The sequence below is a fragment of the Marinobacter sp. L-80 genome, from assembly GCF_056859395.1.
On sequence record NZ_JBSXOI010000077.1, the window covers coordinates 62,249 to 85,463 of the forward strand.

Genomic DNA, 23,215 nt, shown 5'->3' on the forward strand with positions numbered 1-23,215 from the left:
TCCTCGGGGCTGAATAAACAACGCGGCCCTCTGGGGGCCGCGTCTGGTAGGGCAATGGTTAACCGATACGGTAGTTGGGCGATTCTTTGGTGATGGTCACATCGTGCACATGGCTCTCACGCATACCCGCGTTGGTGATGCGCACGAATTCAGGCTTGGTGCGCATTTCTTCCATGGTGGCGCTACCGGTGTAGCCCATGGCAGCCCGCAGGCCACCAACCAGCTGGTGAACGATGTTACGCATCGGACCTTTGCAGGCAACGCGGCCTTCGATGCCTTCAGGAACCAGTTTCTCGATACCCTTACTGGCGTCCTGGAAGTAACGATCGCTGGAGCCTTGCCCCATGGCGCCGATGGAACCCATGCCACGATAGGCCTTGTAACTGCGGCCCTGGAACAGCTCCACTTCGCCAGGTGCCTCATCGGTACCTGCCAAAAGGCTGCCGATCATGACGCTATGGGCGCCTGCGGCAATGGCTTTGGCAATATCACCGGAGAAACGGATACCGCCATCAGCGATTACCGGGACTCCGTGCTCTTTCAGCGCTGCGGCCACGTTGGAAACCGCAGAAATCTGGGGCACACCAATACCCGCCACAATACGGGTGGTGCAGATGGAACCGGGGCCAATGCCTACCTTTACTGCATCCGCGCCGGCTTCCGCCAGGGCGAGCGCCGCATGTGACGTGGCGATGTTGCCGCCAATCACCTGCACATCGGGGAAATTCTTCTTGATGAAGCGCACGCGTTCCATCACACCACGGGAATGACCGTGGGCGGTATCCACCACGATCACGTCGACCCCGGCTTCGGCCAGTGCGGTAATGCGGGCTTCGGTGTCGCCACCGGTGCTCACGGCCGCGCCAACTCTCAAACGACCCTGATCGTCTTTACACGCCAGCGGGTAATCTTTCGCCTTCTGGATATCCTTGACCGTGATCAGGCCGCGCAGCTCGAAGTTATCGTTAACGACCAGAACCTTCTCGATCCGATGGCGATGCAGCAGCTCTTTCACTTCCTCGAGACAGGCGCCTTCCTTGACCGTAACCAGCTTTTCCTTGGGCGTCATGATATCCCGAACCAGCGTGTCCATACGGCTTTCAAAACGGATGTCGCGGCCAGTGACGATACCGATCAGGTCGTGGCCGTCCACCACCGGAAGACCGGAGATGCTGTTCGCCATGGTGATATCTACCAGTTCGCGAACCGTTGTCTCGGGCGAAACTGTAATCGGATCCTTCACCACGCCACTCTCGAACTTCTTGACCTTGCGGACGGCTGCCGCCTGTTGCTCAACGGTCATGTTCTTGTGCATGATGCCGATACCGCCTTCCTGAGCCATGGCGATGGCCAATTCTGCCTCGGTAACGGTATCCATGGCGGAAGACAGAAGAGGAATGTTGAGGGTGATACCCTTGGTCAGCTGGGTTTGCAGGCTAACCTCGTGGGGCAGCACTTCTGAATATCCGGGAACCAGCAGAACGTCATCAAATGTGAGGGCTTCTTCGGCAATTCGCAGCATTGGGATCCGCCTTTTGATCGTGCTAAGTTGGGAATTTCCGTGCCGTACCCGCGGCGGTACGACAAAGCAAAATCCTTAATCGATCTATTATAATGGGGCTCTCGAAGACAGTAAACCGGCCCTTTTTTAAGGTTCGATTGCATCTTTTTGAAATTTCGCTATTTTTACCCTCCCTCTTTTCGGCTATTGCGTATGTATAACGACGGATCAGGACCGGCGACGCCGCATCTTCAGGACACCCGCCCCCGGGCACTCAGCGTCAGCGAGCTCAACCACCAGGCCAGACATCTTCTGGAATCGAGCTTTATGCAGGTGTGGGTGGAAGGTGAACTCTCCGGATTTTCTCGCCCCTCGTCCGGCCACTGGTATTTTTCCCTGAAAGACCGGAAATGCCAGGTGCGATGCGCCATGTTCCGGGGCATGAACCAGCGCATCCGCATACCACCGAAAGAGGGAGATCAGGTCCGGATCCGCGGCAAGGTCACTCTTTACGAGAACCGCGGCGACTTCCAGATTATCGTTGAACACGTCGAACCTGCGGGGCTCGGCGCCCTCCAACAGGCCTTCGAGGAGCTCAAGCGGAAATTGCTGGCCGAAGGACTGTTCGAACAGGCCAGCAAGAAACCGCTGCCCTCACTGCCCAGGCACATCGGTGTCGTCACTTCACCCACCGGCGCCGCGATCCACGACATACTCACCGTTCTCGCCCGGCGGTGCCCCGCTATACCCGTAACGCTCTACCCCACTGCCGTTCAGGGCAAGGCGGCGACCGCTGACATCGTACGAGCCATCGAAGCCGCACAGAACCACGGCGTTGCCGATGTCCTGATTATCGGCCGTGGCGGTGGCTCTCTGGAGGATCTCTGGTGCTTCAATGAAGAAGCGGTCGCCCGCGCGATTGCCGCTTGCCGGATCCCCACGGTCAGCGCGGTTGGTCACGAGGTGGATGTAACCATTGCCGATTTCGTGGCTGATCTTCGGGCCCCGACGCCCTCGGCGGCCGCCGAAAAGATTTCGCCGGACCAGTCAGACTGGCTTAAACAGCTAAGAGACCGGGAATTCCGCCTGTCCAACGCCATGGGCCTGGCCCTGAAGCGCCTGGGCACTCAGCTCGGACATCTGAGCGCCCGGTTGCGGGACCCGCGACGGGAACTTCTGGAGAAAGCCCAGCGAATGGATGAGCTCGAACTGCGCCTCCGGAAAGCTATTCGACAGCGCCTGACAACCGTTGGCGTGCGCAATGATCACCTGCGCCAGAGACTGGTCATGCAGTCGCCACACCGCCAGCTCTCGGATAGCCAGGACGCGCTGCGGCGCGTGAGCGAGCGATTGGTTTCGGTAATGCAGCAGGACCTGAAACAGCGTCGCGACAACCTGGAACATGCGGCGCAGACTCTGAATGTGGTCAGCCCCCTTGCGACCCTTGGACGGGGTTATTCCATCGTGCGCGACAACAACGGAAACATTATTAGGGATGCCACAAACGTTAATCCCGGCGACACCATCTCAGCCCACGTTGCACGGGGTGAAATGACTGCGAAGGTGACTTCGGTCAAATCTGCAGAAGAAACTGGCCCCTAGAGCCCCAAGACTAAGCCAATGGTCTACTAGTCCATGATTTCAAACGGCCTAAAGTTGTCAGGAAACGTATTAAAACAACAACAGGCACGATGAGGTGGAATGTATGGACTACCACTCAGAGTTCCGGCGGTCGATAGACAAACCGGACGAATTCTGGCGTGAACAGGCGGAAAAAATTGACTGGATCGAACCACCGAAAACCATCTGGCAGCCAACCGACAATGGGCACGGGCAGTGGTTCCCCGACGGCACTCTGAACACTTGCGATGTGGCACTGGATGCCAACATCCGTGCAGGGCGTGGCGACCAGAAAGCCCTGATCTACGATTCTCCGGTTACCGATACCCAGCGCTCCTACACCTACAACGAGCTGACCGATGAAGTGGCCCGGTTCGCTGGAGCCCTCAAAGACCGTGGCATCACCAAGGGAGACCGGGTCATCATCTACATGCCGATGATTCCGGAAGCCGTCATTGCAATGCTCGGCTGCGCGCGAATTGGCGCCATTCATTCTGTGGTCTTCGGCGGCTTTGCAGCCCATGAGCTTGCGGTTCGCATCGATGACGCCAAACCAAAGGCTGTGATTACCGCTTCCTGTGGCATCGAAGTCACCCGTGTGATCGAGTACAAGCCCCTGGTCGACAAGGCCATTGATCAGGCCAGCCACAAACCGGAAACCTGCATCGTTTACCAGCGCCAACAGGTACAGGCCGAACTTCAGGCTGGCCGTGACCACGACTGGAACGAATTGATGGAAACGGCCGAACCAGCCGACCCGGTGCCCGTCAAATCAACAGACCCGCTCTATATTCTTTACACTTCAGGCACCACCGGTAAACCCAAAGGTGTGGTGCGCGACAACGGTGGTCATGCGGTTGCGCTGAACTACAGCATGAAGCTGGTCTACGACGCCAAACCCGGCGATGTTTACTGGGCTGCCTCTGACGTTGGCTGGGTCGTCGGCCACAGCTACATCGTCTACGCGCCATTGTTTGCGGGTTGCACGACCATCATGTACGAGGGCAAGCCGGTGAAAACACCGGATGCCGGCGCCTTCTGGCGAGTGGTTCAGGATCACAAAGTGAACATGCTGTTCACTGCCCCGACCGCATTCCGGGCCGTCCGCAAGGAAGATCCGGAAGCAGACCAGCTTTCACACTACGACATCAGTTCACTGAAAAGACTGTTCCTGGCCGGCGAGCGACTCGATCCCGCCACCTATGAGTGGCTGAAAGAGCACACTGGCCTGCCGGTTCTCGACCACTGGTGGCAGACCGAAACCGGTTGGGCCATTTGCTGCAATCCGGTGGGAATCGAGTTAATGGCGACCAAACCAGGTTCGGCAACCGTTCCCTCCCCTGGCTACAACGTGCAGGTAGTGGACATGAAAGGCAGCCAGATGCCCGCCGGCGAGCAGGGTCAGATTGCTGTAAAACTGCCACTGCCACCCGGCTGTATGATGACAGTCTGGGGCGACGATGAGCGTTTCCGCAAAACCTACCTGGAACCGATATCGGGATTCTACAGCTCCGGCGACGGCGGCTTTATTGACGATGACGGGTACGTGTTCGTTATGGGCCGTACCGATGACGTTATCAATGTCGCTGGCCACCGGCTCTCTACCGGTGAGATGGAGGAAGTCGTCGCTTCCCACCCGGCCATAGCCGAGTGCTGCGTCGTGGGTGCGCACGATGATATGAAAGGGCAGATCCCCATAGGGCTGGTTCTGATCAAGGACGGCGCAACCATCGACCATGACGAACTGGAAGACGAGCTGGTGGAGATGGTTCGAGACAAGATTGGCGCCATCGCCTGTTTCCGCCGCGCCCTGGTGGTTGATCGCCTGCCCAAGACCCGTTCCGGCAAGATCCTCAGACGGGTCATCCGCCAGATTGCCGATGGCGAGGAATACGCGGTGCCCAGCACCATTGATGACCCTGCCATTCTGGAAGAAATCAGCGAGCAGTTCCGCCGCTGACAGAGCCACCGTGAAAGCTGCCCGCCCCGCCCGAACCGGGGGCGGGCAATTTTTGCCCAATCAAATCCCAACCTGTTGTTTTTGCCCGCAATAAAACCTTCACGAAAGCTGCAAAAATTTCGTTGACGCCCCCCAAAGTCGGTCTATACTGAAATAGCTGTGAAAATACAGCGGTATTTGGTGAATGCGTTTCAACGTCCTGCCGAAGTGCTCTTCGTTGCCCCTTCCTCAGTACTCTCTGGATTTCTCAGCAACGATTCCATGTGGAATTTTGAAGGTCCCGTGAGGGCAAATTACAGAAAGACAGGAAAGATCAATGTCCGATACTAAAACCGGCCACGTTAAGTGGTTTAACGAGTCCAAAGGCTTTGGCTTCATTGCTCAGGACGGTGGCAGCGACGTGTTTGTTCACTACAGCGCAATCAATGCAAGCGGTTTCCGCACCCTGACCGAAGGCCAGCAGGTGCAGTTCACCGTAACACAGGGCCCGAAAGGCCCGCAGGCGGAAAACGTTACCCCGGTCTAAGGGTATACGCTCCGTCCTTTGCCCCTCACGGGCATCGGAAAACCAACAAGCCGGCATTCGTGCCGGCTTGTGTCGTCAGGACGGCAGGTTTTTCAGGCACCCGCCGATTCAGGTTCGGCTTCCGTCTCAGGCATTTCGATACCCACTGCCTGGGCGACTGCCGAAAACAAGGCCTGCAGGGTGGCAGATGTCGTGTCTTCGGCCAGTGCCGCAGCGCTGCAATGCATACCGTTTGCAGTCAAGCGAATACAGGCCAGTGCGTTGGCATTGGTGCCCTCACCCAGCGCAAACTCGTCGTAAGCCTCGACAGCAATGGAGATATCAAAGCGCATCTCCAGCGCCTCAGATACGGCCTCCACTGCGCCCAGCCCATGGCCATCCAGACGAACCGGCGATGCATCGCGACCCACCGACACCTCGGCATGCACACCCTCTTCGTCCCGGTGCAGGTCGTAGGAGCGCAGTGCCCAATCGGCGTGGACTTTCAGATAGCGATCCTCGAACAGGCGATGAATGGTCAGTGAGTCAATCTCGCCACCGTTGGTTTCCGCCTCTCTCTGGACCACCTTGCTGAACTCGATCTGCAACCAGCGCGGCAGGCTGATGTTGTAATCCCGCTCCAGCACATAGGCGACACCGCCCTTGCCAGACTGACTGTTGATGCGCACCACTTCCTCATACCGGCGACCGACATCAAACGGATCGATGGGCAGGTAGGCAACATTCCAGGTCTCTCCGTCCTTGCGGCGCGCCAGGCACTTGCGGATGGCGTCCTGGTGGCTGCCGGAGAAGGCGGTGAACACCAGTTCGCCGGCGTAGGGATGGCGTGGATGAGTGGAAATCTCCGTACAGGCCTCAACCACTTCGGTGATCTCCGCCATGCCCGACAGATCCAGCGTGGGATCAATGCCCTGGGAGTAAAGGTTCATGGCCATGGTCACCAGATCCATGTTGCCGGTGCGCTCACCGTTGCCCATCAATGTGCCCTCGACCCGATCGGCCCCTGCCATTACGGCCAGTTCGGCGGCGGCCACGGCACAGCCGCGATCATTGTGGGTATGCACGCTGATGCTGATGTGTTCACGGCGCCGGATGTTGTCGCAGATCCACTCGATCTGGTCCGCAAACACGTTGGGTGTCGCCATTTCAACGGTGGCAGGCAGGTTGATAATCATCGGCTGGCCCTCTTCCGGACGCCAGACCTCACTCACGGCATCAATCACTTCCGCGGCGAAATCCAGCTCGGTACCGGTAAAGCTTTCCGGTGAATACTGGAACGTCCACTCGGTCTCCGGGTGGCGCGCGGCGATGTCACGAACCAGTTTGGCACCATTGACGGCAATGTCCCTGATACCGTCACGATCTAGACCAAACACCTGCTCCCGCTGAACCGTGGAAGTAGAATTGTAGACATGCACGATTGCCTTTCGGGCGCCGGCCAATGCTTCATAGGTACGCTCGATCAACTCAGGACGGGCCTGGGTCAGCACCTGTATTTTCACATCCTCAGGGATGCGATTTTCTTCAATCAGCTTGCGGCAGAAATCGAAATCCGGTTGGCTGGCAGCGGGAAAGCCAATCTCGATTTCCTTGAAGCCCAGCTTGACCAGCAACTCGAACATCCGCGTTTTCTGGGCGACAGACATGGGCTTCACCAGCGCCTGGTTGCCATCCCGAAGGTCAACGGCACACCAGGTCGGCGCCTTCTCGATGACCTTGTCCGGCCAGCGACGGTCGGTTTTGGCAACAGGTTTGAACGCAACGTATTTGCGATGATCGAAAGCCATGCGTGTAATTCCTTGCGGTTTCGGGAATGAAATTTTCAATGTGTACAGGTTAACGCGGTAAAGCTGGTATTTGATTGCGAACTTTGGTGGGAAAGCGTATTTTTTAATTCATAAATTGCCAAATAACGAGGTTTCGTAGAATTTTATGACCGCAAATCAGAAAACCCTCGTCAAAGTTGACAAGATGGACCGCCGGATCCTCGAACACATCCAGCAGGATGGCTCCCTGACCAACCAGGAGCTGGCTGAGAAAGTCGGGCTATCCCCTTCGCCCTGTCTCCGTCGTGTACGGGCCCTTGAGGATGCCGGTATCATCGTCAGAACCGTCACCATTCTGGACCACAAGAAACTTGGCCTTTCTCTGACGGCAATCATTCTGATTGGCATGGATCGGCATACACCCGAGCGTTTCGCGGCGTTTGAAGAGCAGGTTGCCGAGTACCCGGAGGTGCAGGAGTGCTACCTGATTACCGGCCAGGACGCCGATTACATGCTGAAGGTGGTGGTACCGGACATGGACCATTACCACCATTTCCTGCTGAACCGCATTACCCGCATTCAGGGCGTCAGCGGCGTGCACTCCAGCTTCGTGCTCCGGCGAGTGATCGACAGTACTGCCCTGCCATTGGGGTACCTTTCCTGACTCAGGCGACAAGCTCGCGCACGTAAGCCCTTGCCATGCATTTGAGCTCCTCCACCAGTTGTCGACCCTGGGCGTCGGGCAGAGTTACCGCCAGCCGGAGGACAGTGCCGGCGGACCTTGGCAGCAAAAGGCTTGCGGTCCAGCGCCGATCATCAGGAATCCGGGGACACTCCTCTTTGAGTTTCCGGTCCAGATCGCGGGCGTTGGTGTACAGCTCTCTCAGATCAAGCTCCCTCAGCTCAGGCATTGCCTCTACACCACTCCAGATCGCCGAGTAGGCGGGCTCGTGGCGATAGAACTCATAAAACTGATCGATGAGAACGTCTACCGCATCGCTGAGGTTCAGTTCCTGCAACCGTTCCCGCAGAGCCCGCTCCATCTTCTCCACGTGCTGTTCGGCAATGGCATGGACGATGGCTGCCTTGTTGGGAAAGTAGCGGTAGAGAGAAGCCAGCGACATGCCCGATTGTCGGGCAATGGCTGACATGCTCGCAGCATCGACACCGGTCTCATGAAAAATGGCGGCGGCATGGCGAAGGATGGTGTTGACGCGCTCCCGGCTGCGGGCCTGAACCGGCCGGCGCCGCGGGGCGACATCAATAGATTCGTCGGTCATCATCTGTACCTTGTGCAACAGGCTCCGTACAATAATGGCCACTTTACGACAAATAAAGGCTCCGGCGGGCCAACCGCCGCCTGTCCATTAGTCTAACACTTCAGATTTATTACAAACGGAAGACACGATGCGAGCAAGCCGCTACCTGATTGCCACCCAGAAAGAGACCCCCGCCGACGCCGAGATCATCAGTCATCAGTTGATGTTGCGTGCCGGCATGATTCGCAAACTGGCCGCCGGGCTATACACCTGGTTGCCAATGGGCCTGCGTACCCTGCGCAAGGTCGAGCGAATCGTTCGCGAAGAAATGGACAAGAGTGGCGCTCAGGAAGTGTTGATGCCTGCGGTCCAGCCGGCCGAACTCTGGGAGGAATCCGGACGCTGGACCCAGTACGGCGGCGAACTGCTGCGAATGAAAGACCGTCATGGCCGTGATTTCTGTTTCGGACCGACCCACGAAGAGGTCATTACCGACCTGATCCGGAATGAGATCAGCAGCTACAAGGAGTTGCCAGCCAACTTCTACCAGGTTCAGACCAAATTCCGGGACGAGCGTCGCCCCCGGTTTGGCGTGATGCGCGCCCGGGAATTCCTGATGAAGGACGCTTATTCCTTCCACCTGAACGCCGAGTCCCTGAACGAAACCTACGAATTGATGCACCGCACCTACTGCGCCATTTTCGACCGTTTCGGCCTGGATTACCGTGCTGTACAGGCGGACTCCGGCGCCATTGGTGGCAGCGCATCCCACGAGTTCCATGTGCTCGCATCTTCGGGTGAAGATGACATCGTGTTCAGCACCGGGAGCGATTACGCAGCCAACATCGAGAAAGCAGAGGCAGTAGCCCCGAGCGGCACCCGCCCTGCTCCGGCCGAGGAAATGAAGGAAGTCGCCACGCCGGACCAGAAAACCATCGAGGCGGTATCACAGCTGCTGGGCATTGACGCCACCCGCACGGTTAAAACCCTGCTGGTGAAGGCGGAAGCTGACGAGGACGGCAACTCCGGGCTGGTTGCACTGGTTCTGCGGGGCGATCACACCCTGAACGAGATCAAGGCCGAAAACCTGGCCGGCGTTGCCGAGCCTCTGACAATGGCCACCGATGAGGAAATCGAACAGGCTGTCGGCTGCAAGCCCGGATCTATCGGACCGGTAAACCTCAACGTGCCCGTCATTGTGGACCGCAGTGCCGCGCATCTGGCGGACTTTGTCTGCGGCGCCAACCGGGAAGGCTTCCACCTTACCGGCGTGAACTGGGAGAGAGACGCTGGGCTTGAACGAGTGGAAGACCTGCGCAACGTGGTTGAGGGCGACCCCAGCCCGGATGGCAAGGGCACTCTGGAGATCCGGCGCGGCATTGAAGTGGGCCACATCTTCAAACTTGGCAACAAGTACAGCACTGCCATGAACGCCACGGTTCTCGATGAAAACGGCAAAACCGTGATTATGGACATGGGCTGTTACGGCCTGGGTGTTTCCCGGGTTGTTGCCGCAGCCATTGAACAGAACCACGATGAAAACGGCATCATCTGGCCCGATGCCATTGCGCCTTTCCAGGTGGCCATTGTTACCCTGAACGCCCATAAGTCACCGACCGTTGCCGAGGCCGGCGAAAAGCTTTATGAACAGCTACGCCAGGCCGGTTACGATGTGCTTCTGGACGACCGCAAAGAGCGCCCGGGCGTGAAGTTTGCCGATATGGAATTGATTGGTATCCCGCACCGGTTCGTGGTTTCCGAGCGCGGTCTGGCAGCCGGAACCCTGGAGTACAAGGGCAGAAAGGATGCGGAAAAACAGGATGTACCGGTAGCTGAAGCGCTGCCATTCCTGGTCAACGCATCGCCCCGAAAAGGGCTCTGATCGCTGTCTGCATGCGCGGACAAGCCTCTGACGGCACTTGCATAAAGCAGTGCCGTCAGGGATTTTCCCTTCCCGAACCACCGACAATCCCTGGCTCCATTTCCAGGGTGACACCGAACCGGTCAACCACTGACTGACGGACTTCTCTGGCAAGCTCCAGTATGTCGGCACCTGTGCCGCCCGAGTGGTTAATCAGAACCAGTGCCTGTCGGTTATGCACGCCCACCCGGGCATTCCGGAAGCCTTTCCAGCCACTTTGATCGATCAGCCACGCCGCTGCCAGTTTGACCCCCTGCTCCTGAGGATAAGCCACAATATCCGGGTGCCGCTCGCTGAGTGCCTCGAATGTTTCTCCGTCAACCACCGGGTTCTTGAAGAAACTTCCGGCGTTCGGAATCATATCCGGGTCCGGCAACTTTCGTCGGCGAATGGCCATTATGGCCTCTGCCACATGCAAAGGGTCGAGGGCGGTTTCCGCTGTATCACCGAGGTACTCCCGGAGATCCCGATATCCGAGCACCAGAGGACGTGAGCGGGACAGACCCAAACGGATTTCGGTGATCACATAGCGACCCGGCGTCTGTTTGAACAGGCTGTCGCGGTAGGAAAAACGGCACTGGGCGTTATTGAGAACAACCAGCTCACCCGAATTGCGATCCAGTGCGGTGACGGATTCCAGGCAATCGCCGAGCTCAACACCATAGGCACCAATATTCTGGACGGGCGCCGCGCCGGCCGTGCCCGGGATAAGCGCCAGATTCTCGATACCGCGATAACCGGCCCGGGCAGCATACAGGACCGCCTCATGCCAGTTTTCACCCGCACCAAGCACCAGGGTCGCCCTGTGGTCCTCAATGTGCTCCCAACGGCGGCCACGAATCGCCAGACGCACCACCAGCCCCGCGAAGTCACCCGCGAACACCAGGTTACTGCCGCCACCCAGAATCAGGACTTCCTGATCCTCCGATGAGGCCCAGTCCAGAGACCTGACCAACTCATCTGAGGTGTGAACTTCGACATAAAAACGGGCTTTGGCCGGCACGTGCAGGGTATTCAGCGCCTCCAGCTCTATGTTTTCCCGAATTTCCGGCTGCTGACTCAAGCCAGGCGCCCCCGGATGTCCGCCAGCAGGCCCTCGCCGGCTTCCTGGATCAGGTCAAGCACGGTTTCAAAACCTGCGTCACCACCGTAATAGGGATCTGGCACTTCCTGATGGGCCGACTGACCGAACTCCAGAAACAGGGCTGGCCGGGTGCCGCCATTTTGATGCCATACGTCCTTGATGTCCGCCAGGTTCTGGCGATCCATCACCAGCACGTAGTCAAAGGTGTCCAGATCCTCCGGACTGAACTGGCGGGCCCGTAATCCACTGATGTCGATACCCCGGCGCCGGGCAGCCTCCTGGGCGCGGGCGTCAGGAGTCTTGCCAATGTGCCAGTCACCGGTGCCGCAGGAGTCGATGTGAACCTGATCTGCAAGGCCCGCCTGCTCCACCAGTGAGCGAAACACACCTTCAGCACTGGGCGATCGACAGATGTTGCCAAGGCACACGAAAAGAACGTTTACCGGTTCAGCCATTCTCGCTATTCCTCTTCTCCAGCCAGCCTCGGACCCTGCGCAAATCGGCGTCGGTATCAACGCCGCCCGGCGGGTTGACGGCGGCCACATCCACGTGAATACGGGCACCATTATAGAGAGCCCTCAACTGTTCCAGAGATTCGGTTACCTCGGTCGGCGCAGGCGCCCAGCTGACAAACTCGGCCAGGACGGAAGCACGGTAACCATAGATGCCGATATGCCGGAAATATCCGACATTATCCGGCAAGGCAGCGTCCAGCCCCGTCAGAGGTGTGCCCTCCTGCCACTGGTCCCGGGCCCACGGGATCGGCGCACGGCTGAAATAATGGGCGATCCCCCTGTGATCGAACACCACCTTGACCACATTGGGATTGAACACGTGCTCCGGATCGTGGATCCGCTCACACAGTGTGGCAATGGCGACTTCAGGATAAAACTCCAGATTGTCGGCCACCTGGTTGATCAGTTCGGGCGGGATCAGGGGCTCGTCACCCTGCACGTTAACGACCCGATGATCCGGCCCAAGACCCAGCACCCGTGCAACCTCCTCAAGACGGTCTGTGCCGCTGGCGTGATTGGGTGATGTCATGACCACTTCTGCACCGAAGCCTTCGCAGGCGGTCCGGATCCGATCATCGTCCGTGGCGACAACGACCCTTTCTGCCCGGCTTTCCGCGGCACGCTCACAGACATGCTGGATCATCGGCTTGCCGGCAATGTCTGCCAGAGGCTTGCCCGGAAGGCGGCTGGACGCATAGCGGGCCGGAATCACAACGGTAAAAGACATGTAGTAACCACCTGGCTGACTTGGGTTTAGCGCTTGTGCAGACGCTCATCAGTAGAGAGCGTCCGGGCTTCGGTAGCCAACATCACAGGAATCCCCTCGCGGATCGGGAACGCCATGGCGTCCTGGTAACAGACCAGCTCGGTTCTGTCCTCGTTGAGTTTGAGGTCGCCCTTACACACCGGACAGGCCAACAGCGCCAACAGTTTTTTATCCATGTTGCTCACTCACTTGATATCAGGAAGTTAACGGCTCGGAACATTGGCGAACCCGGGCCAGAAACGCGTCCCGGAACGGTCCCGGCAATCTGGCCTCAACGATGAGGCTCCAGGCATTATCGGGTGCAAATTCCCGGCATTTCACCGCGTCTTTTGCGGTCATGACTATCAACTCATCGGTATCACTGTTCAGATCCTCGGGACGGAAACGATGGTGATCCGGAAAGGCCGCTTCGGTAACATCGGCGCCAAGGGTTCTGAGTGTATCGAAAAACCGGGCCGGGTTTCCGATCCCGGCCACAGCCCTCACGGCCTTTCCCCTGAGATCGCCAACGGCTCTCGACTCCCCTGTTTTCAGGTGAACAAGGGTTGCAGGCTCAAGAATCATGGAAAATATCGCAGGGTGGTCAATGCCAACAAAGCTTTCCATGGCCTGCTCTGAAAGCTCTTTGCCATTTACAATAACAAAGTCCACAGAAGCCAGTCGCGAAACCGGCTCCCGAAGCGGGCCAACGGGGATCAAGGCGCCGTTACCGATGGCCCTTTGCCCATCAAATACCGACAGCTCCAGGTCTCTGGGCAACTTGTAGTGTTGAAGGCCGTCGTCACAAATCAGCACATCACCCAGGTTTTTCTCAAGAGCATAATCGGCGCCCCGTCGGCGGCGCGGATCAACAACAACCGGGCAACCGGTCCTCAGCGCCAGCATGACAGGCTCGTCACCGGCTTCGGAAGGACTGGTCTCCGCCGCAACTTCCAGCGGGTACTGGCCAGCATCGCCACCATAACCCCTGCTGAGAATAACCGGCCGCCAGCCATCGGATGCCAGTGCGGAAACCAGCCAGGCGGTGAGCGGCGATTTGCCGGTTCCACCGGCAGTGATGTTGCCAACCACAATGACCGGAACCGGGAGCGACGCATCTCTCGCATCCCAGGCGGCCCGACGGCGGGCTTCCGCGATGCTCCGGTACAGCCAAGACAGCGGTGCCAGAAAAGCCAGAGGGCGCTTCCTTCCATACCAGAGACGCTCAACCAGCGAACTCATGGCAGATTGCACCGCGCTCATGACTGCTCGCTGAACTGCATCTGGTGCAATTGAGCGTAAGCGCCGCCAGCGGCAAGGAGTTCGTCGTGGCGGCCGGATTCGGCGATGCGGCCATTGTCCATCACCAGGATTCGGTCCGCTTTCTCGATGGTGGACAGGCGATGCGCAATAACCAGAGTGGTACGGCCCTGCATAACCGTTTCCAACGCTTCCTGGATATGGCGTTCAGATTCCGTATCCAGCGCCGATGTCGCCTCATCAAGGATCAGAATCGGGGCGTTCTTGAGCAGCGCCCGGGCGATGGCGAGCCGCTGTCGCTGCCCACCGGAAAGCATGACCCCGTTGTCACCGATCATGGTATCCAGCCCCTCGGGCATACGGTCAATAAATTCGAGCGCATGAGCCTTGGCGGCGGCCTCGCGGATTTCCTCCGGTGTGCAGTCTCTCAAAGCACCATAGGCGATATTGGCAGCGATGGTGTCGTTGAACAGGACAACGTTCTGGGTTACCAGAGCGATCTGTTTACGCAGGGCCTTGAGGGAGAAATCGCGCAACGAGTGCCCGTCGATTCGGATATCTCCGCCGGTGTACTCATAGAACCTCGGCAACAGGCTCACCAAAGTGGATTTACCGCTGCCGGAACGCCCAACCAGAGCCACACTCTGCCCGGCAGGAATGCTGAGGGATATGCCTTCCAGCACATTGTCCAACTGGTCACGGTACCGAAACGCCACTTCGTCAAACTCGATGTCGCCTTCAACGCGATCCGGCGAATATGTGCCCGGATCCTGCTCCGGCGACTCGTCGATGGTTTCGAACACATCGTAAGCCGCGGCAACGCCCTTCTGGATCTTGGCGTGAACAGAGGTGACCTGGCGGATGGGCTTGGCCATGGTCGTCGCTGCCGTAATGAATGCCACCAGCTGGCCGGTGGTCATCTCACCACGAATTTCCGGCGCCAGCATCATCCAGACGAGCCCGGCAATGGCGATGGCCACCAGCACCTGAATCACTGGAACACTGATCGCCTGAGTCGACGCCATCTTCAGACTTTGCTTGAGGTTTTTGTTATTAACCTCTTGAAAACGTTGGCGTTCGTAATCTTCACCGCCGAACGTACGAACAACCCGGTAGCCGGTAATGGATTCAGAGGCCACGTGGGTAATATCACCCATGGAGCCCTGGATACGTTTGCTGATCTTGCGGAAGCGCTTGCTGGCATAGCTTACAACCGCGGCAATAAGCGGCCCTACCGCCAGGAAAATCAGCGTGAGTTTCCAGTTGGTGTAGAACATGTAACCCAGCAGACCGACGATGGTCAGCCCTTCGCGGAGCGTGATGGTTACGGCGTTGGTTGTCGCCTCCGCCACCTGCTCGACGTTAAAGGTAAGCTTGGACACCAGCCGTCCCGCCGCGTTGTCATCGAAATAGCGGGAAGGCAGTGTCATCAGTCGATCAAACACATCGTTACGGAGCGCATTGATGACCTGGCGACCGACATAGCTAATAAAGTACTGGCTCAGGAAGGTGCCAAGCCCACGGAATGCGAACACGCCAACGATAACCAGCGTCAGCATCAGACGATTCTGCTCGGTCGGATTCTCGATAGCCGCGATAACGTATTCCATGGCCGCCGCCATGCCCGTCGATGCGGCGGCATAGATGATGTTACCCAGTACCGCCAGAGAGAAGGCCAGCAGGAAGGGCTTCACATAGGCGAGCAGGCGTTTGTAGGTTTCCCAGCTGCCCGCCGGCAGGCCGGCCGCAGGGTCTGGCAAAGGCTCGGGTACCTTCACTGGCTCTCAGCCTCCCGCTCAGTGGTGATACTGAGCTTGGCGAACCCCAGGCGTCCGGCAACGTCCATGGCACGAACCACAAATTCATGGGGTGTGCGGGCGTCAGCGGTAATGATGAACGGAAGCGAGTTATTGCCTTCAGCCAGTTCACGAACGCCCCGCTCAAGGGTTTCCCGCCGATTATTGACCAATGTGCGGTCGTTCAGGATGTACTGCCCCTCGGCATTGATCACCACGTCAATCTGCTGCACTTCAGATGCCGGCGCAGGCTCGCCGCTGGCCTCAGGCAATTCAACCTGCAGATGGCTCTCGCGGGTAAAGGTCGTGGAAACCATAAAGAAAATCAGCAGCAGAAACACCACGTCGATCAGTGGCGTCAGGTCTACCCCGACTTCCTGGCTCCTCTGGCGCTTGAACTTCACGGCGTTCAGGCTCCTTCCACGTCGATTTCGCGGTCTCCGTGCACTACCTCAACCAGCTTGATCGCTTCCTGCTCCATGCCGACGACCAGCTCATCCACTCTCCGGATAAAGTAGCGGTGGCAGATAAGTGCCGGGATGGCGACGCTCAGGCCAGCGGCCGTAGTAATAAGCGCTTCAGAGATACCACCGGCGAGGTTGCCGGCGTTGCCAACCCCGGCCAATTGGATCTCGGCAAATACCTTGATCATGCCAATGACGGTGCCAAGCAGCCCCAGCAGAGGGGTGATCGTCGCAACGGTGCCCAGCGGGTTAAGGAAACGCTCCAGATCATGGATGACCTGGCTTGCCTCGTGCTCGATGCTTTCTTTCATGATTTCGCGGCCATGCTTGGCGTTAAGCAGGCCACCGGCAAGAATCCGGCCCAGGGGTGATGACCCCTGCAGGGCTTTCAGTTTCCGGCCATTGAGTTCTTTCTTCTTGATCCAGCGCCATAACTCATTGATGGTCTGGGGGGGCGCGACCCTGGAGGCGCGAAGGGTCCAGAAACGCTCCAGAATGATGGCCAGCGCCAGAATGGAGCAGGCAACAATTGGCACCATCAGAATGCCACCGGCTTTCAACAGCTCGAACACGCTTGGTCTCCCTGATTGTTTGCAAGCCGCGCTACTTTAGCATAGCTACCCGTGGAGGCCACACCTGCAATGTCACGGTATTTTACATTGGTCACGGGCAAGCCCCGAACCACCGACCCAGAACGACGAGCCATGCCGCATTTCCTTTAATACCAGCTTGTTATCGACAACGGTCATCTCGACGCTGCCTGAACATGCTGTGTTCAGCGGCACCGCTCCGACCCCCGCGTAACGTGCGGTTACCGTCGGGTGGGGATGACCGTACCGGTGGCGATAGCCAGCGGTATAGATGACCCGATCTGGTCTCAGCACGCGCACCCAGGGTTCGGAAGATGAGGTTTTGCTCCCGTGGTGGGGCGCAACGAGCACGCGAGTCGAAGGAACCTGAACGTCCTCTCGGCCAGCCATATAAGCCAGATACTCTGCCTCCACGGGTTCGGTAATATCTCCCGGCAAGAGCCACTCAGTTCCGGAGTCAGGGTGGTAGATACGCAACACACAGGAAGCGTCGTTACCCTCTTGTGCGCCCTCACCCTGCCAGAACTCGAGGACCAATCCTCCCAGCCTATCTTCAGCCTGTTTGCAGGCTTGCACAGGCAGTTCGCCAACCTGCTGTCTGACCGCCGCAGGCTCACCAGCAATCACACGGCCGACACTGACGTTCCGGGAAAGCTCCGAGATGCCACCGGCATGATCGCTGTCGGCGTGGCTGATCACGAGGGTGTCAATTCGCTTGATTCCTTCAGCCGCCAGATTGGGCAAAAGCGTGGATTCGACGGCCGAAAACACGCCGGGCACGGCGGGACCGGTATCGTAGACAAGAACCTCGCGCTTGTGTCGGACCAGAACTGAAAGACCCTGCCCAACATCCCATACCCTTACAACTGGCACTGCCACGTACGAATTCCTTTCGGAAGAAGGAGCCGGATACATCAGCCAAAACACCGCAGAAAGGACCGCCACAAGCCGGAACATGGCGAAAGGCATACACAATACCGCGACGCTTAGCAACGCCCAGCCAAACAGCTCCGGGACACCAGCCCGGATGTCCGGCGCCTGCCACTGCGCAAGCCACATGAGCAATTGCCACAGAACACCGAGGGTTAGATCGAATATTGGCAGGAACAGCTGGGCGGTGCCTGGGACTACGGCGGCAAGCAACCCACCCGCGACAAGCACTGGCATAACCACAAGGGATACCCAGGGAATGGCGACCAGGTTGGCCAACAAACCTACCAGGGGCTGGCCCTGCCCCAGTATTTCGAGGATTGGCCATAATCCGCCAAAAACCGCGAGCTGGGCCAGGACGAGTCCTCTCAGCCACCCGGTTCCAGCCAGTCGCGACGAGAATACAGTGATCAGGGTGGCAACCGCGGCAAACGAAAGCCAGAATCCCTGGTCCAGGGGCGCGAAAGGGTCCAGCACAAGAACGGCAGCCAACGCGGCCAGGAAAACGTTCCAGACCGGGGCCTGACGACTCATCAGTACCAGCCACCCACCGGCCACAACCATCACCAGAGCCCTCTGGGTTGGAACGGTAAATCCCGCCGCCAGGGCATAAACCAGACAGCAGAGGATAACTGCCAGGAAGGCAAACCAACGCCTTGAGCTATCGCTGACTATTTGTGCCGGAACAGTCAGCAACAGTCGCCGGCACAGAAACCCTGCGCCCAGGGCGATCAGACCCAGGTGCAGGCCCGATATGGCAACCAGGTGAATGGTGCCGGTCGCCTTGAGCACATCCCAGTGCTTCTGTTCCATGTGGCCGCGATGCCCTATGAGCAATGAAGAAACCAGCGGAAAATGACGGGCACCGCTAAATTGCTCGATGGTCCATTGGTGAAGCAAACGATGCAGCTTCCGGTACTGGCAATGGACGAAACACCCGACATCCCGGTCAACCTTCACGCCACGAATGCTGCCCGTGGCCCGGTAGCCTTTGCGAAACAGCCAGTCCTCGTAGCGAAAGCCTGCGGGGTTCAGGGAGCCGTGGGGGCGCTTGAGCACAACCTCCAGCCGCAAACGGTGGCCCGGGAGCCGCTCCGTTCCGTGACCGTACCAGGACAACCTGAGCAGGTCCGGCATCCTTGCTTCCTCTCGGGTCGGGATGGGAAGGTTGTGCCACTGGGTGACACAGAAACTCAAACGTAAACTGTTGAAGCTACCGGGCGAAGGAATATCACATACGTATCCCGAGACAGAGAGACGCTCGCGTTCCAGGCTTGCCGGCAGAACCGTTGAAAGCCGGTCACTGGCATGCCACGAGGCCCAGGAGAGTCCGACGATGAGGCCAAGAGCAGATACGAATGCGGAGCTGGCAAAGGTCGGGAAAACGCAGATCCGGCCGAAGGCCAGCAGTGGTATCGCGGCTATCAACCACGTGGGAGGTGGCAGTATCGACAACCAATACAGTAAGATAACGCCACAAGAGAAGGCGATAACGCCCAGCGCTGCGGAACCGGAGTCGCCCGAAGGGCCCACCGGTCTGTTGATACTTCCGGACAATCCTTGTCCTCCTGTATGTCACAAACACCGGCAACATCCGATGAGCCGGTCTACTAACTCCGTCTAAAGGCAGAACTTCCAATGCCAAAGAAGTTCATGAAACGCTATCTGCCCTCACCAGAGAAGGTGCAAGCGATGCAGTCGCTGAGCTTTCTGGGCGATATCCTTCATGAACCGAACCTCTGGCACATCAACCGTCATAGTGTTGCGCGGGCCTTTCTCGTCGGCATCTGGTTCTGCTTTATTCCCATGCCCTTCCAGATGCTCGCGGCGGCCTTTTTTGCCATCTGGTTCAATGCCAACCTGCCGCTTTCAGTGGTCCTGGTATGGATCAGCAACCCTGTAACCATGCCGCCGATGTTCTATTTCAACTACAAGATTGGCGCCTGGGCTCTGGATCGGCCTGTACTCAGTTTTGATTTCGAGCTCTCGTGGTCCTGGATCAGCGAGCGGCTGCTGGATATCGGCATTCCCCTCTATCTCGGGTCCCTGGTGGTCGCAACGGTCTCGGCTTGCGTGGCCTACCTGATTATCCAGTATCTGTGGCGCCGGAAAATTCGCTCTGACTGGCAGGTGCGACGCACCGCACGACTCAGACGCCGTCGTGGGGCTGATCAGGCTTCCTGAATCAGGCGACCCTGCTCAAGCCGCATAACACGCCCCAGGCTTCTGGCCATTTTCATGTCATGGGTGACCATGACAAAGGCAATACCCAGCTGATCCCTCAATGACTCGATCAGCGCCTGCACACCTTCTCCGGTATGTTCATCGAGGTTGCCCGTCGGTTCGTCCATCAGAACACAGTCCGGTTCGTTGACCAGTGCGCGGGCAATGGCCACCCGCTGGCGTTCGCCACCGGACAGCTCGCCGGGTTTGTGATCCAGCCGTTCGGCAAGCCCAACCCGCTGCAGCAGGCTGGCCGCCTTGTCCCTCGACCTGGATACCGCCATACCGCCCAACGCACAAGGCATCATCACGTTCTCCAGAGCGGTGAACTCCGGCAACAGGTGATGGAACTGATAGACAAACCCGAGATGGGCATTCCGGAACCGGGCGCGCCGTCCCTCGGAAAGCCGGTGAATGTCTTCGCCACAAATGGAAATCTGGCCGGAAGATGGCTTGTCGAGCCCGCCCAACAAGTTGAGCAACGTGGTTTTTCCGGCACCGCTACTGCCCACAATGGCAACGGTCTCCCCCTGTGCGACTTCGAGCGAGATATCCGAAAAAATGGTGAGCTTACCGAGACCCTCGTTATAGGTCCGGGTCACCTGACGGCAGTCTATTACCAGGGCAGAGTGTGCCATTGCGGATTGTTCCTTACTCATAACGAAGCGCCTCCGCCGGATCCACCCTGGAAGCCCGCCAAGCCGGATAAATCGTTGCCAACAGACTCATGGCGAGGCCGGCGCCACTGATGATAAACACGTCCTGCCATTGCAGCTGGGAAGGCAGATAGCTGATGAAGTAAACGTCCGCGCTCAGGAATTGGTGGCCAAGCGCTCCCTCCAGCCAGGAAATAAAGGCACTGATATTGAGCGCTCCGAAAACGCCCAGCGCCGTGCCAACAATGGTTCCGAAGATACCGATGACCGCCCCCTGAACAATGAAGATCCGCATGATGCGTCCCGGTGTTGCCCCCATGGTCCTGAGGATGGCGATGTCACCGGTTTTATCGGTAACCACCATCACCAATGTGGACACGATATTGAATGCAGCGACAGCCACGATAAACATCAGCAGCAGGCCGATCATGGTTTTCTCCATGCGGATGGCCTGGAACAGGTTGCCGTGGGTTCGGGTCCAGTCGGATACGTAATACCGGCCGCCCAGGGACTCAGCAGCCTGCTGCGACACCTTGGGAGCGGCAAAAAGGTCATCCACCAGCAGGCGAATACCCTCGGCTTTGCCCCCGGTCCGCATGAGCTTGGCGGCATCATCCATGTGAATCAGGGTGTAATTGCCATCCAGTTCTGCCCCGACACTGAAGATGCCCTTGACCGTGAACCGTTTGAGCCTGGGCAGGACCCCGGCCGGCGTAACCGAGGCTTCCGGCAGGACCACGGTTACCTTGTCACCGATCTGAAGACGCAGGCTGGCCGCCATCAACCGACCGATGATGATGCCGAATTCGCCAGAAACCAGATCGTTGAGACTGCCTTCGACCATGTGGTTTTCAATGATGGAAACCGTGCGCTCCTCTTCCGGGAGAATGCCGTTAAGCACGACCCCGCGAACATTTCCACCGCCGGTAACCATACCCTGCCCCTGTATGAAAGGCGCAGCAGCCAGCACGCGGGGGTGCTGCTGCACCTTCGCGTCGATTGATTGCCAGTCGTCGAGCGGCCCGGCTCCCTGAATGGTAGCGTGGGGCACCATCCCGAGAATTCTCTGCTTGAGCTCCCGATCGAAACCATTCATGACCGAGAGCACGATGATCAGAACCGCAACTCCCAGCATCAGCCCGATCATGGAGGTCAGGGAAATAAAGGAAATGAAGTGATTGCGGCGTTTGGCGGCCGTGTAACGCAAGCCAATATAGAGTGATAAGGGTCTGAACATTGAGAGGTGCCTGTTGCTACCTTCCGGTCTGTCGTGGTCTGGTTTTCCCGGGTACCTTCCAGCACGACGGGAAACTGCTAAACTGTTCTGTACCAAATAAAAATTCAGCCTTCCGGAGCCGCGATGCAGTCGTCCGACATCCCCAACCAACCGGTGGACTATTCACCCGAACGGCGGGACTTTTTCCGCATTGAAGACCGGATCGGCCTGGAGATCCGCAAGCTGGCGCCTGGCACCGCAATGGAAGAAGATGCCTTCGACGGCGACCATCTTGAGAGCCTGAAAGCTGAATTCAGGCGGCTGGATCAGGACGTTAAATCCCAGCTTGCCAGCCTTGCCGAAAAAGACCGGCTGCTTACCGGACTGATCAAATCCCTGAACGGCAAGCTGGACACGCTTGCGCGCATTATGGCCTTTGAGCAAAATCCGTTGCAACCTGAGGACTGGCAGGAAGTAACCCTGAGCGAGGGTGGGCTGTCGTTCTCGAGCAGCACCCCTGCCTGGCAGCCGGGAGACCGGCTCGCTGTTCGAATGACCCTCCCACCCGAACTTTTCCAGCCCCGCGCAGTTGCCCGAGTTATTGAGGTACACCCCGATTCGTCAGGCGGAGCAAGGGTCCACACCGAATTCGCCCGGATTGAGGACAGCGATCGCCAGCAAATCGCACGACATGTGATGCGGTGGCAGATTCGACAGCGTCAAAAGGAGTAGACTGGGGAAAAACGAGTGACTTTTGCTAATCTTTTTCGGATATTACGCTTTATCCATGTCCTCCCGAGGACATCAGTTTTCATGGAGACCCATCAATGAGAAAGCAAACTACCCTGTTCGGCGCACTGGCAGTGACTGCCACACTGGCCCTTTTCCCGATGATGTCCGCGGTAGCTGAAGAAGTCCGCGTGCCAGTTGGCACCCAGGCCGATCGCGACCAGGCCAGCTTCCCCGGCTCTGGCATGAGCCAGTCATCAGTGCGCGCTTCCTGGGGTGCACCCGTGGAAATTGAAGGTCCCGTGGGCCAGCCACCGATTACCCAGTGGCACTATCAGGGCTTTATCGTGTATTTCGAAGGCGACCGGGTTATCCATACCGTTCTCAAGCCGAATCGCTGAAGGCCCGAGGGGCCTTTCCAGGCTGGAAATTCCCTTCCCATGTCCTGACGTTC

At 58.2% G+C, this 23,215-nt stretch carries 22 protein-coding genes; 8 read left to right on the forward strand and 14 right to left on the reverse strand.

What is annotated here, in order from left to right:
- Positions 1 to 58: 58 nt before the first annotated feature.
- Positions 59 to 1,522, reverse strand: coding sequence for an IMP dehydrogenase (guaB, locus tag AC13E3_RS19835; RefSeq protein ID WP_008169151.1), 1,464 nt, complete (start codon positions 1,520 to 1,522; stop codon positions 59 to 61).
- Positions 1,523 to 1,714: 192 nt separating this feature from the next.
- Between guaB and xseA the strand changes: the two genes are divergently transcribed.
- The 3 genes from xseA (at position 1,715) to AC13E3_RS19850 (ending at position 5,607) form a co-directional block, all read left to right on the forward strand.
- A complete protein-coding gene (xseA, locus tag AC13E3_RS19840; RefSeq protein WP_288367870.1) occupies positions 1,715 to 3,103 on the forward strand; it encodes an exodeoxyribonuclease VII large subunit in 1,389 nt (462 codons plus the stop codon).
- A gap of 103 nt (positions 3,104 to 3,206) precedes the next feature.
- On the forward strand, positions 3,207 to 5,081 hold the full coding sequence (locus AC13E3_RS19845; RefSeq protein WP_288365429.1) for a propionyl-CoA synthetase: 1,875 nt from the start codon (positions 3,207 to 3,209) through the stop codon (positions 5,079 to 5,081).
- Between the two features lie 316 nt (positions 5,082 to 5,397).
- A complete protein-coding gene (locus tag AC13E3_RS19850; RefSeq protein ID WP_008169155.1) occupies positions 5,398 to 5,607 on the forward strand; it encodes a cold-shock protein in 210 nt (69 codons plus the stop codon).
- 92 nt (positions 5,608 to 5,699) lie between these two features.
- On the opposite strand, the gene leuA is transcribed toward AC13E3_RS19850, so the two are convergent.
- Positions 5,700 to 7,394: a 2-isopropylmalate synthase gene (gene leuA / locus AC13E3_RS19855; protein WP_008169156.1), complete on the reverse strand. Its 1,695-nt coding sequence runs from the start codon at positions 7,392 to 7,394 to the stop codon at positions 5,700 to 5,702.
- A gap of 145 nt (positions 7,395 to 7,539) precedes the next feature.
- Between leuA and AC13E3_RS19860 the strand changes: the two genes are divergently transcribed.
- Positions 7,540 to 8,037 carry an Lrp/AsnC family transcriptional regulator gene (locus tag AC13E3_RS19860; protein WP_474545665.1) on the forward strand — a complete coding sequence of 166 codons (498 nt, stop codon included), beginning with the start codon at positions 7,540 to 7,542 and terminating at the stop codon, positions 8,035 to 8,037.
- A gap of 1 nt (position 8,038) precedes the next feature.
- Here AC13E3_RS19860 and AC13E3_RS19865 read toward each other — a convergent pair whose 3' ends face one another.
- Entirely contained in the window at positions 8,039 to 8,653 is a 615-nt protein-coding gene (locus AC13E3_RS19865; protein WP_041646252.1) for a TetR/AcrR family transcriptional regulator, read from the reverse strand.
- Between the two features lie 127 nt (positions 8,654 to 8,780).
- Between AC13E3_RS19865 and AC13E3_RS19870 the strand changes: the two genes are divergently transcribed.
- Complete coding sequence (locus tag AC13E3_RS19870; protein ID WP_474545663.1) at positions 8,781 to 10,514, forward strand: proline--tRNA ligase; 1,734 nt, start codon at positions 8,781 to 8,783, stop codon at positions 10,512 to 10,514.
- Positions 10,515 to 10,569: 55 nt separating this feature from the next.
- Here the strand turns inward: AC13E3_RS19870 and murB are convergent, their stop codons facing one another.
- The 9 genes from murB to AC13E3_RS19915 all read right to left on the reverse strand — a co-directional run bounded on the left by murB (position 10,570) and on the right by AC13E3_RS19915 (position 19,494).
- Positions 10,570 to 11,616: a UDP-N-acetylmuramate dehydrogenase gene (gene murB, locus AC13E3_RS19875; protein ID WP_104270085.1), complete on the reverse strand. Its 1,047-nt coding sequence runs from the start codon at positions 11,614 to 11,616 to the stop codon at positions 10,570 to 10,572.
- Entirely contained in the window at positions 11,613 to 12,092 is a 480-nt protein-coding gene (locus AC13E3_RS19880) for a low molecular weight protein-tyrosine-phosphatase (RefSeq protein WP_008169166.1), read from the reverse strand. The genes murB and AC13E3_RS19880 overlap by 4 nt, the downstream gene beginning before the upstream one ends.
- On the reverse strand, positions 12,085 to 12,879 hold the full coding sequence (kdsB, locus tag AC13E3_RS19885) for a 3-deoxy-manno-octulosonate cytidylyltransferase (protein ID WP_482902435.1): 795 nt from the start codon (positions 12,877 to 12,879) through the stop codon (positions 12,085 to 12,087). Before kdsB ends, AC13E3_RS19880 begins: the two co-directional genes overlap by 8 nt.
- Before the next feature lie 26 nt (positions 12,880 to 12,905).
- The gene (locus tag AC13E3_RS19890) at positions 12,906 to 13,094 is read right to left on the reverse strand and encodes a Trm112 family protein (RefSeq protein WP_008169170.1); all 189 of its coding nucleotides are present in this window, start codon (positions 13,092 to 13,094) and stop codon (positions 12,906 to 12,908) included.
- Between the two features lie 19 nt (positions 13,095 to 13,113).
- Positions 13,114 to 14,160 (reverse strand): tetraacyldisaccharide 4'-kinase, encoded by a 1,047-nt coding sequence (lpxK, locus tag AC13E3_RS19895; protein WP_482902436.1) that lies wholly within the window; start codon positions 14,158 to 14,160, stop codon positions 13,114 to 13,116.
- The gene (msbA, locus tag AC13E3_RS19900; RefSeq protein ID WP_082220527.1) at positions 14,157 to 15,935 is read right to left on the reverse strand and encodes a lipid A export permease/ATP-binding protein MsbA; all 1,779 of its coding nucleotides are present in this window, start codon (positions 15,933 to 15,935) and stop codon (positions 14,157 to 14,159) included. Before msbA ends, lpxK begins: the two co-directional genes overlap by 4 nt.
- Positions 15,932 to 16,357, reverse strand: coding sequence for an ExbD/TolR family protein (locus AC13E3_RS19905; RefSeq protein WP_014577411.1), 426 nt, complete (start codon positions 16,355 to 16,357; stop codon positions 15,932 to 15,934). Before AC13E3_RS19905 ends, msbA begins: the two co-directional genes overlap by 4 nt.
- Positions 16,358 to 16,362: 5 nt before the next feature.
- The gene (locus AC13E3_RS19910) at positions 16,363 to 16,989 is read right to left on the reverse strand and encodes a MotA/TolQ/ExbB proton channel family protein (RefSeq protein ID WP_008169179.1); all 627 of its coding nucleotides are present in this window, start codon (positions 16,987 to 16,989) and stop codon (positions 16,363 to 16,365) included.
- A 72-nt stretch (positions 16,990 to 17,061) separates the two neighbouring features.
- Entirely contained in the window at positions 17,062 to 19,494 is a 2,433-nt protein-coding gene (locus AC13E3_RS19915) for a DNA internalization-related competence protein ComEC/Rec2 (RefSeq protein WP_482902437.1), read from the reverse strand.
- An 81-nt stretch (positions 19,495 to 19,575) separates the two neighbouring features.
- Between AC13E3_RS19915 and AC13E3_RS19920 the strand changes: the two genes are divergently transcribed.
- The gene (locus tag AC13E3_RS19920; RefSeq protein WP_349518409.1) at positions 19,576 to 20,121 is read left to right on the forward strand and encodes a DUF2062 domain-containing protein; all 546 of its coding nucleotides are present in this window, start codon (positions 19,576 to 19,578) and stop codon (positions 20,119 to 20,121) included.
- Here the strand turns inward: AC13E3_RS19920 and AC13E3_RS19925 are convergent.
- Together AC13E3_RS19925 and AC13E3_RS19930 are read right to left on the reverse strand one after the other, a co-directional pair.
- Entirely contained in the window at positions 20,109 to 20,798 is a 690-nt protein-coding gene (locus AC13E3_RS19925; protein ID WP_014577413.1) for an ABC transporter ATP-binding protein, read from the reverse strand. The two genes, AC13E3_RS19920 and AC13E3_RS19925, sit on opposite strands and share 13 nt — an antisense overlap.
- Positions 20,799 to 20,811: 13 nt before the next feature.
- Positions 20,812 to 22,053 (reverse strand): lipoprotein-releasing ABC transporter permease subunit, encoded by a 1,242-nt coding sequence (locus AC13E3_RS19930; RefSeq protein WP_014577414.1) that lies wholly within the window; start codon positions 22,051 to 22,053, stop codon positions 20,812 to 20,814.
- A gap of 123 nt (positions 22,054 to 22,176) precedes the next feature.
- On the opposite strand from AC13E3_RS19930, the gene AC13E3_RS19935 reads away from it, so the two are divergent.
- Complete coding sequence (locus tag AC13E3_RS19935) at positions 22,177 to 22,764, forward strand: PilZ domain-containing protein (protein WP_014577415.1); 588 nt, start codon at positions 22,177 to 22,179, stop codon at positions 22,762 to 22,764.
- Between the two features lie 95 nt (positions 22,765 to 22,859).
- Complete coding sequence (locus AC13E3_RS19940) at positions 22,860 to 23,162, forward strand: hypothetical protein (protein ID WP_008169190.1); 303 nt, start codon at positions 22,860 to 22,862, stop codon at positions 23,160 to 23,162.
- Positions 23,163 to 23,215: the final 53 nt, after the last annotated feature.

What these genes read in the sequence shown, in the direction of transcription:
- AC13E3_RS19935 (WP_014577415.1), top strand. Translation starts at nt 22,177, where the DNA reads ATGCAGTCGTCCGACATCCCCAACCAACCGGTGGACTATTCACCCGAA.
- kdsB (WP_482902435.1), bottom strand. Translation starts at nt 12,879, where the DNA reads ATGTCTTTTACCGTTGTGATTCCGGCCCGCTATGCGTCCAGCCGCCTT.
- AC13E3_RS19850 (WP_008169155.1), top strand. Translation starts at nt 5,398, where the DNA reads ATGTCCGATACTAAAACCGGCCACGTTAAGTGGTTTAACGAGTCCAAA.
- leuA (WP_008169156.1), bottom strand. Translation starts at nt 7,394, where the DNA reads ATGGCTTTCGATCATCGCAAATACGTTGCGTTCAAACCTGTTGCCAAA.
- AC13E3_RS19865 (WP_041646252.1), bottom strand. Translation starts at nt 8,653, where the DNA reads ATGACCGACGAATCTATTGATGTCGCCCCGCGGCGCCGGCCGGTTCAG.
- lpxK (WP_482902436.1), bottom strand. Translation starts at nt 14,160, where the DNA reads ATGAGCGCGGTGCAATCTGCCATGAGTTCGCTGGTTGAGCGTCTCTGG.
- AC13E3_RS19845 (WP_288365429.1), top strand. Translation starts at nt 3,207, where the DNA reads ATGGACTACCACTCAGAGTTCCGGCGGTCGATAGACAAACCGGACGAA.
- AC13E3_RS19890 (WP_008169170.1), bottom strand. Translation starts at nt 13,094, where the DNA reads ATGGATAAAAAACTGTTGGCGCTGTTGGCCTGTCCGGTGTGTAAGGGC.
- AC13E3_RS19925 (WP_014577413.1), bottom strand. Translation starts at nt 20,798, where the DNA reads ATGGCACACTCTGCCCTGGTAATAGACTGCCGTCAGGTGACCCGGACC.
- AC13E3_RS19930 (WP_014577414.1), bottom strand. Translation starts at nt 22,053, where the DNA reads ATGTTCAGACCCTTATCACTCTATATTGGCTTGCGTTACACGGCCGCC.
- AC13E3_RS19920 (WP_349518409.1), top strand. Translation starts at nt 19,576, where the DNA reads ATGCCAAAGAAGTTCATGAAACGCTATCTGCCCTCACCAGAGAAGGTG.
- AC13E3_RS19870 (WP_474545663.1), top strand. Translation starts at nt 8,781, where the DNA reads ATGCGAGCAAGCCGCTACCTGATTGCCACCCAGAAAGAGACCCCCGCC.
- AC13E3_RS19880 (WP_008169166.1), bottom strand. Translation starts at nt 12,092, where the DNA reads ATGGCTGAACCGGTAAACGTTCTTTTCGTGTGCCTTGGCAACATCTGT.
- xseA (WP_288367870.1), top strand. Translation starts at nt 1,715, where the DNA reads ATGTATAACGACGGATCAGGACCGGCGACGCCGCATCTTCAGGACACC.
- AC13E3_RS19860 (WP_474545665.1), top strand. Translation starts at nt 7,540, where the DNA reads ATGACCGCAAATCAGAAAACCCTCGTCAAAGTTGACAAGATGGACCGC.
- guaB (WP_008169151.1), bottom strand. Translation starts at nt 1,522, where the DNA reads ATGCTGCGAATTGCCGAAGAAGCCCTCACATTTGATGACGTTCTGCTG.
- AC13E3_RS19940 (WP_008169190.1), top strand. Translation starts at nt 22,860, where the DNA reads ATGAGAAAGCAAACTACCCTGTTCGGCGCACTGGCAGTGACTGCCACA.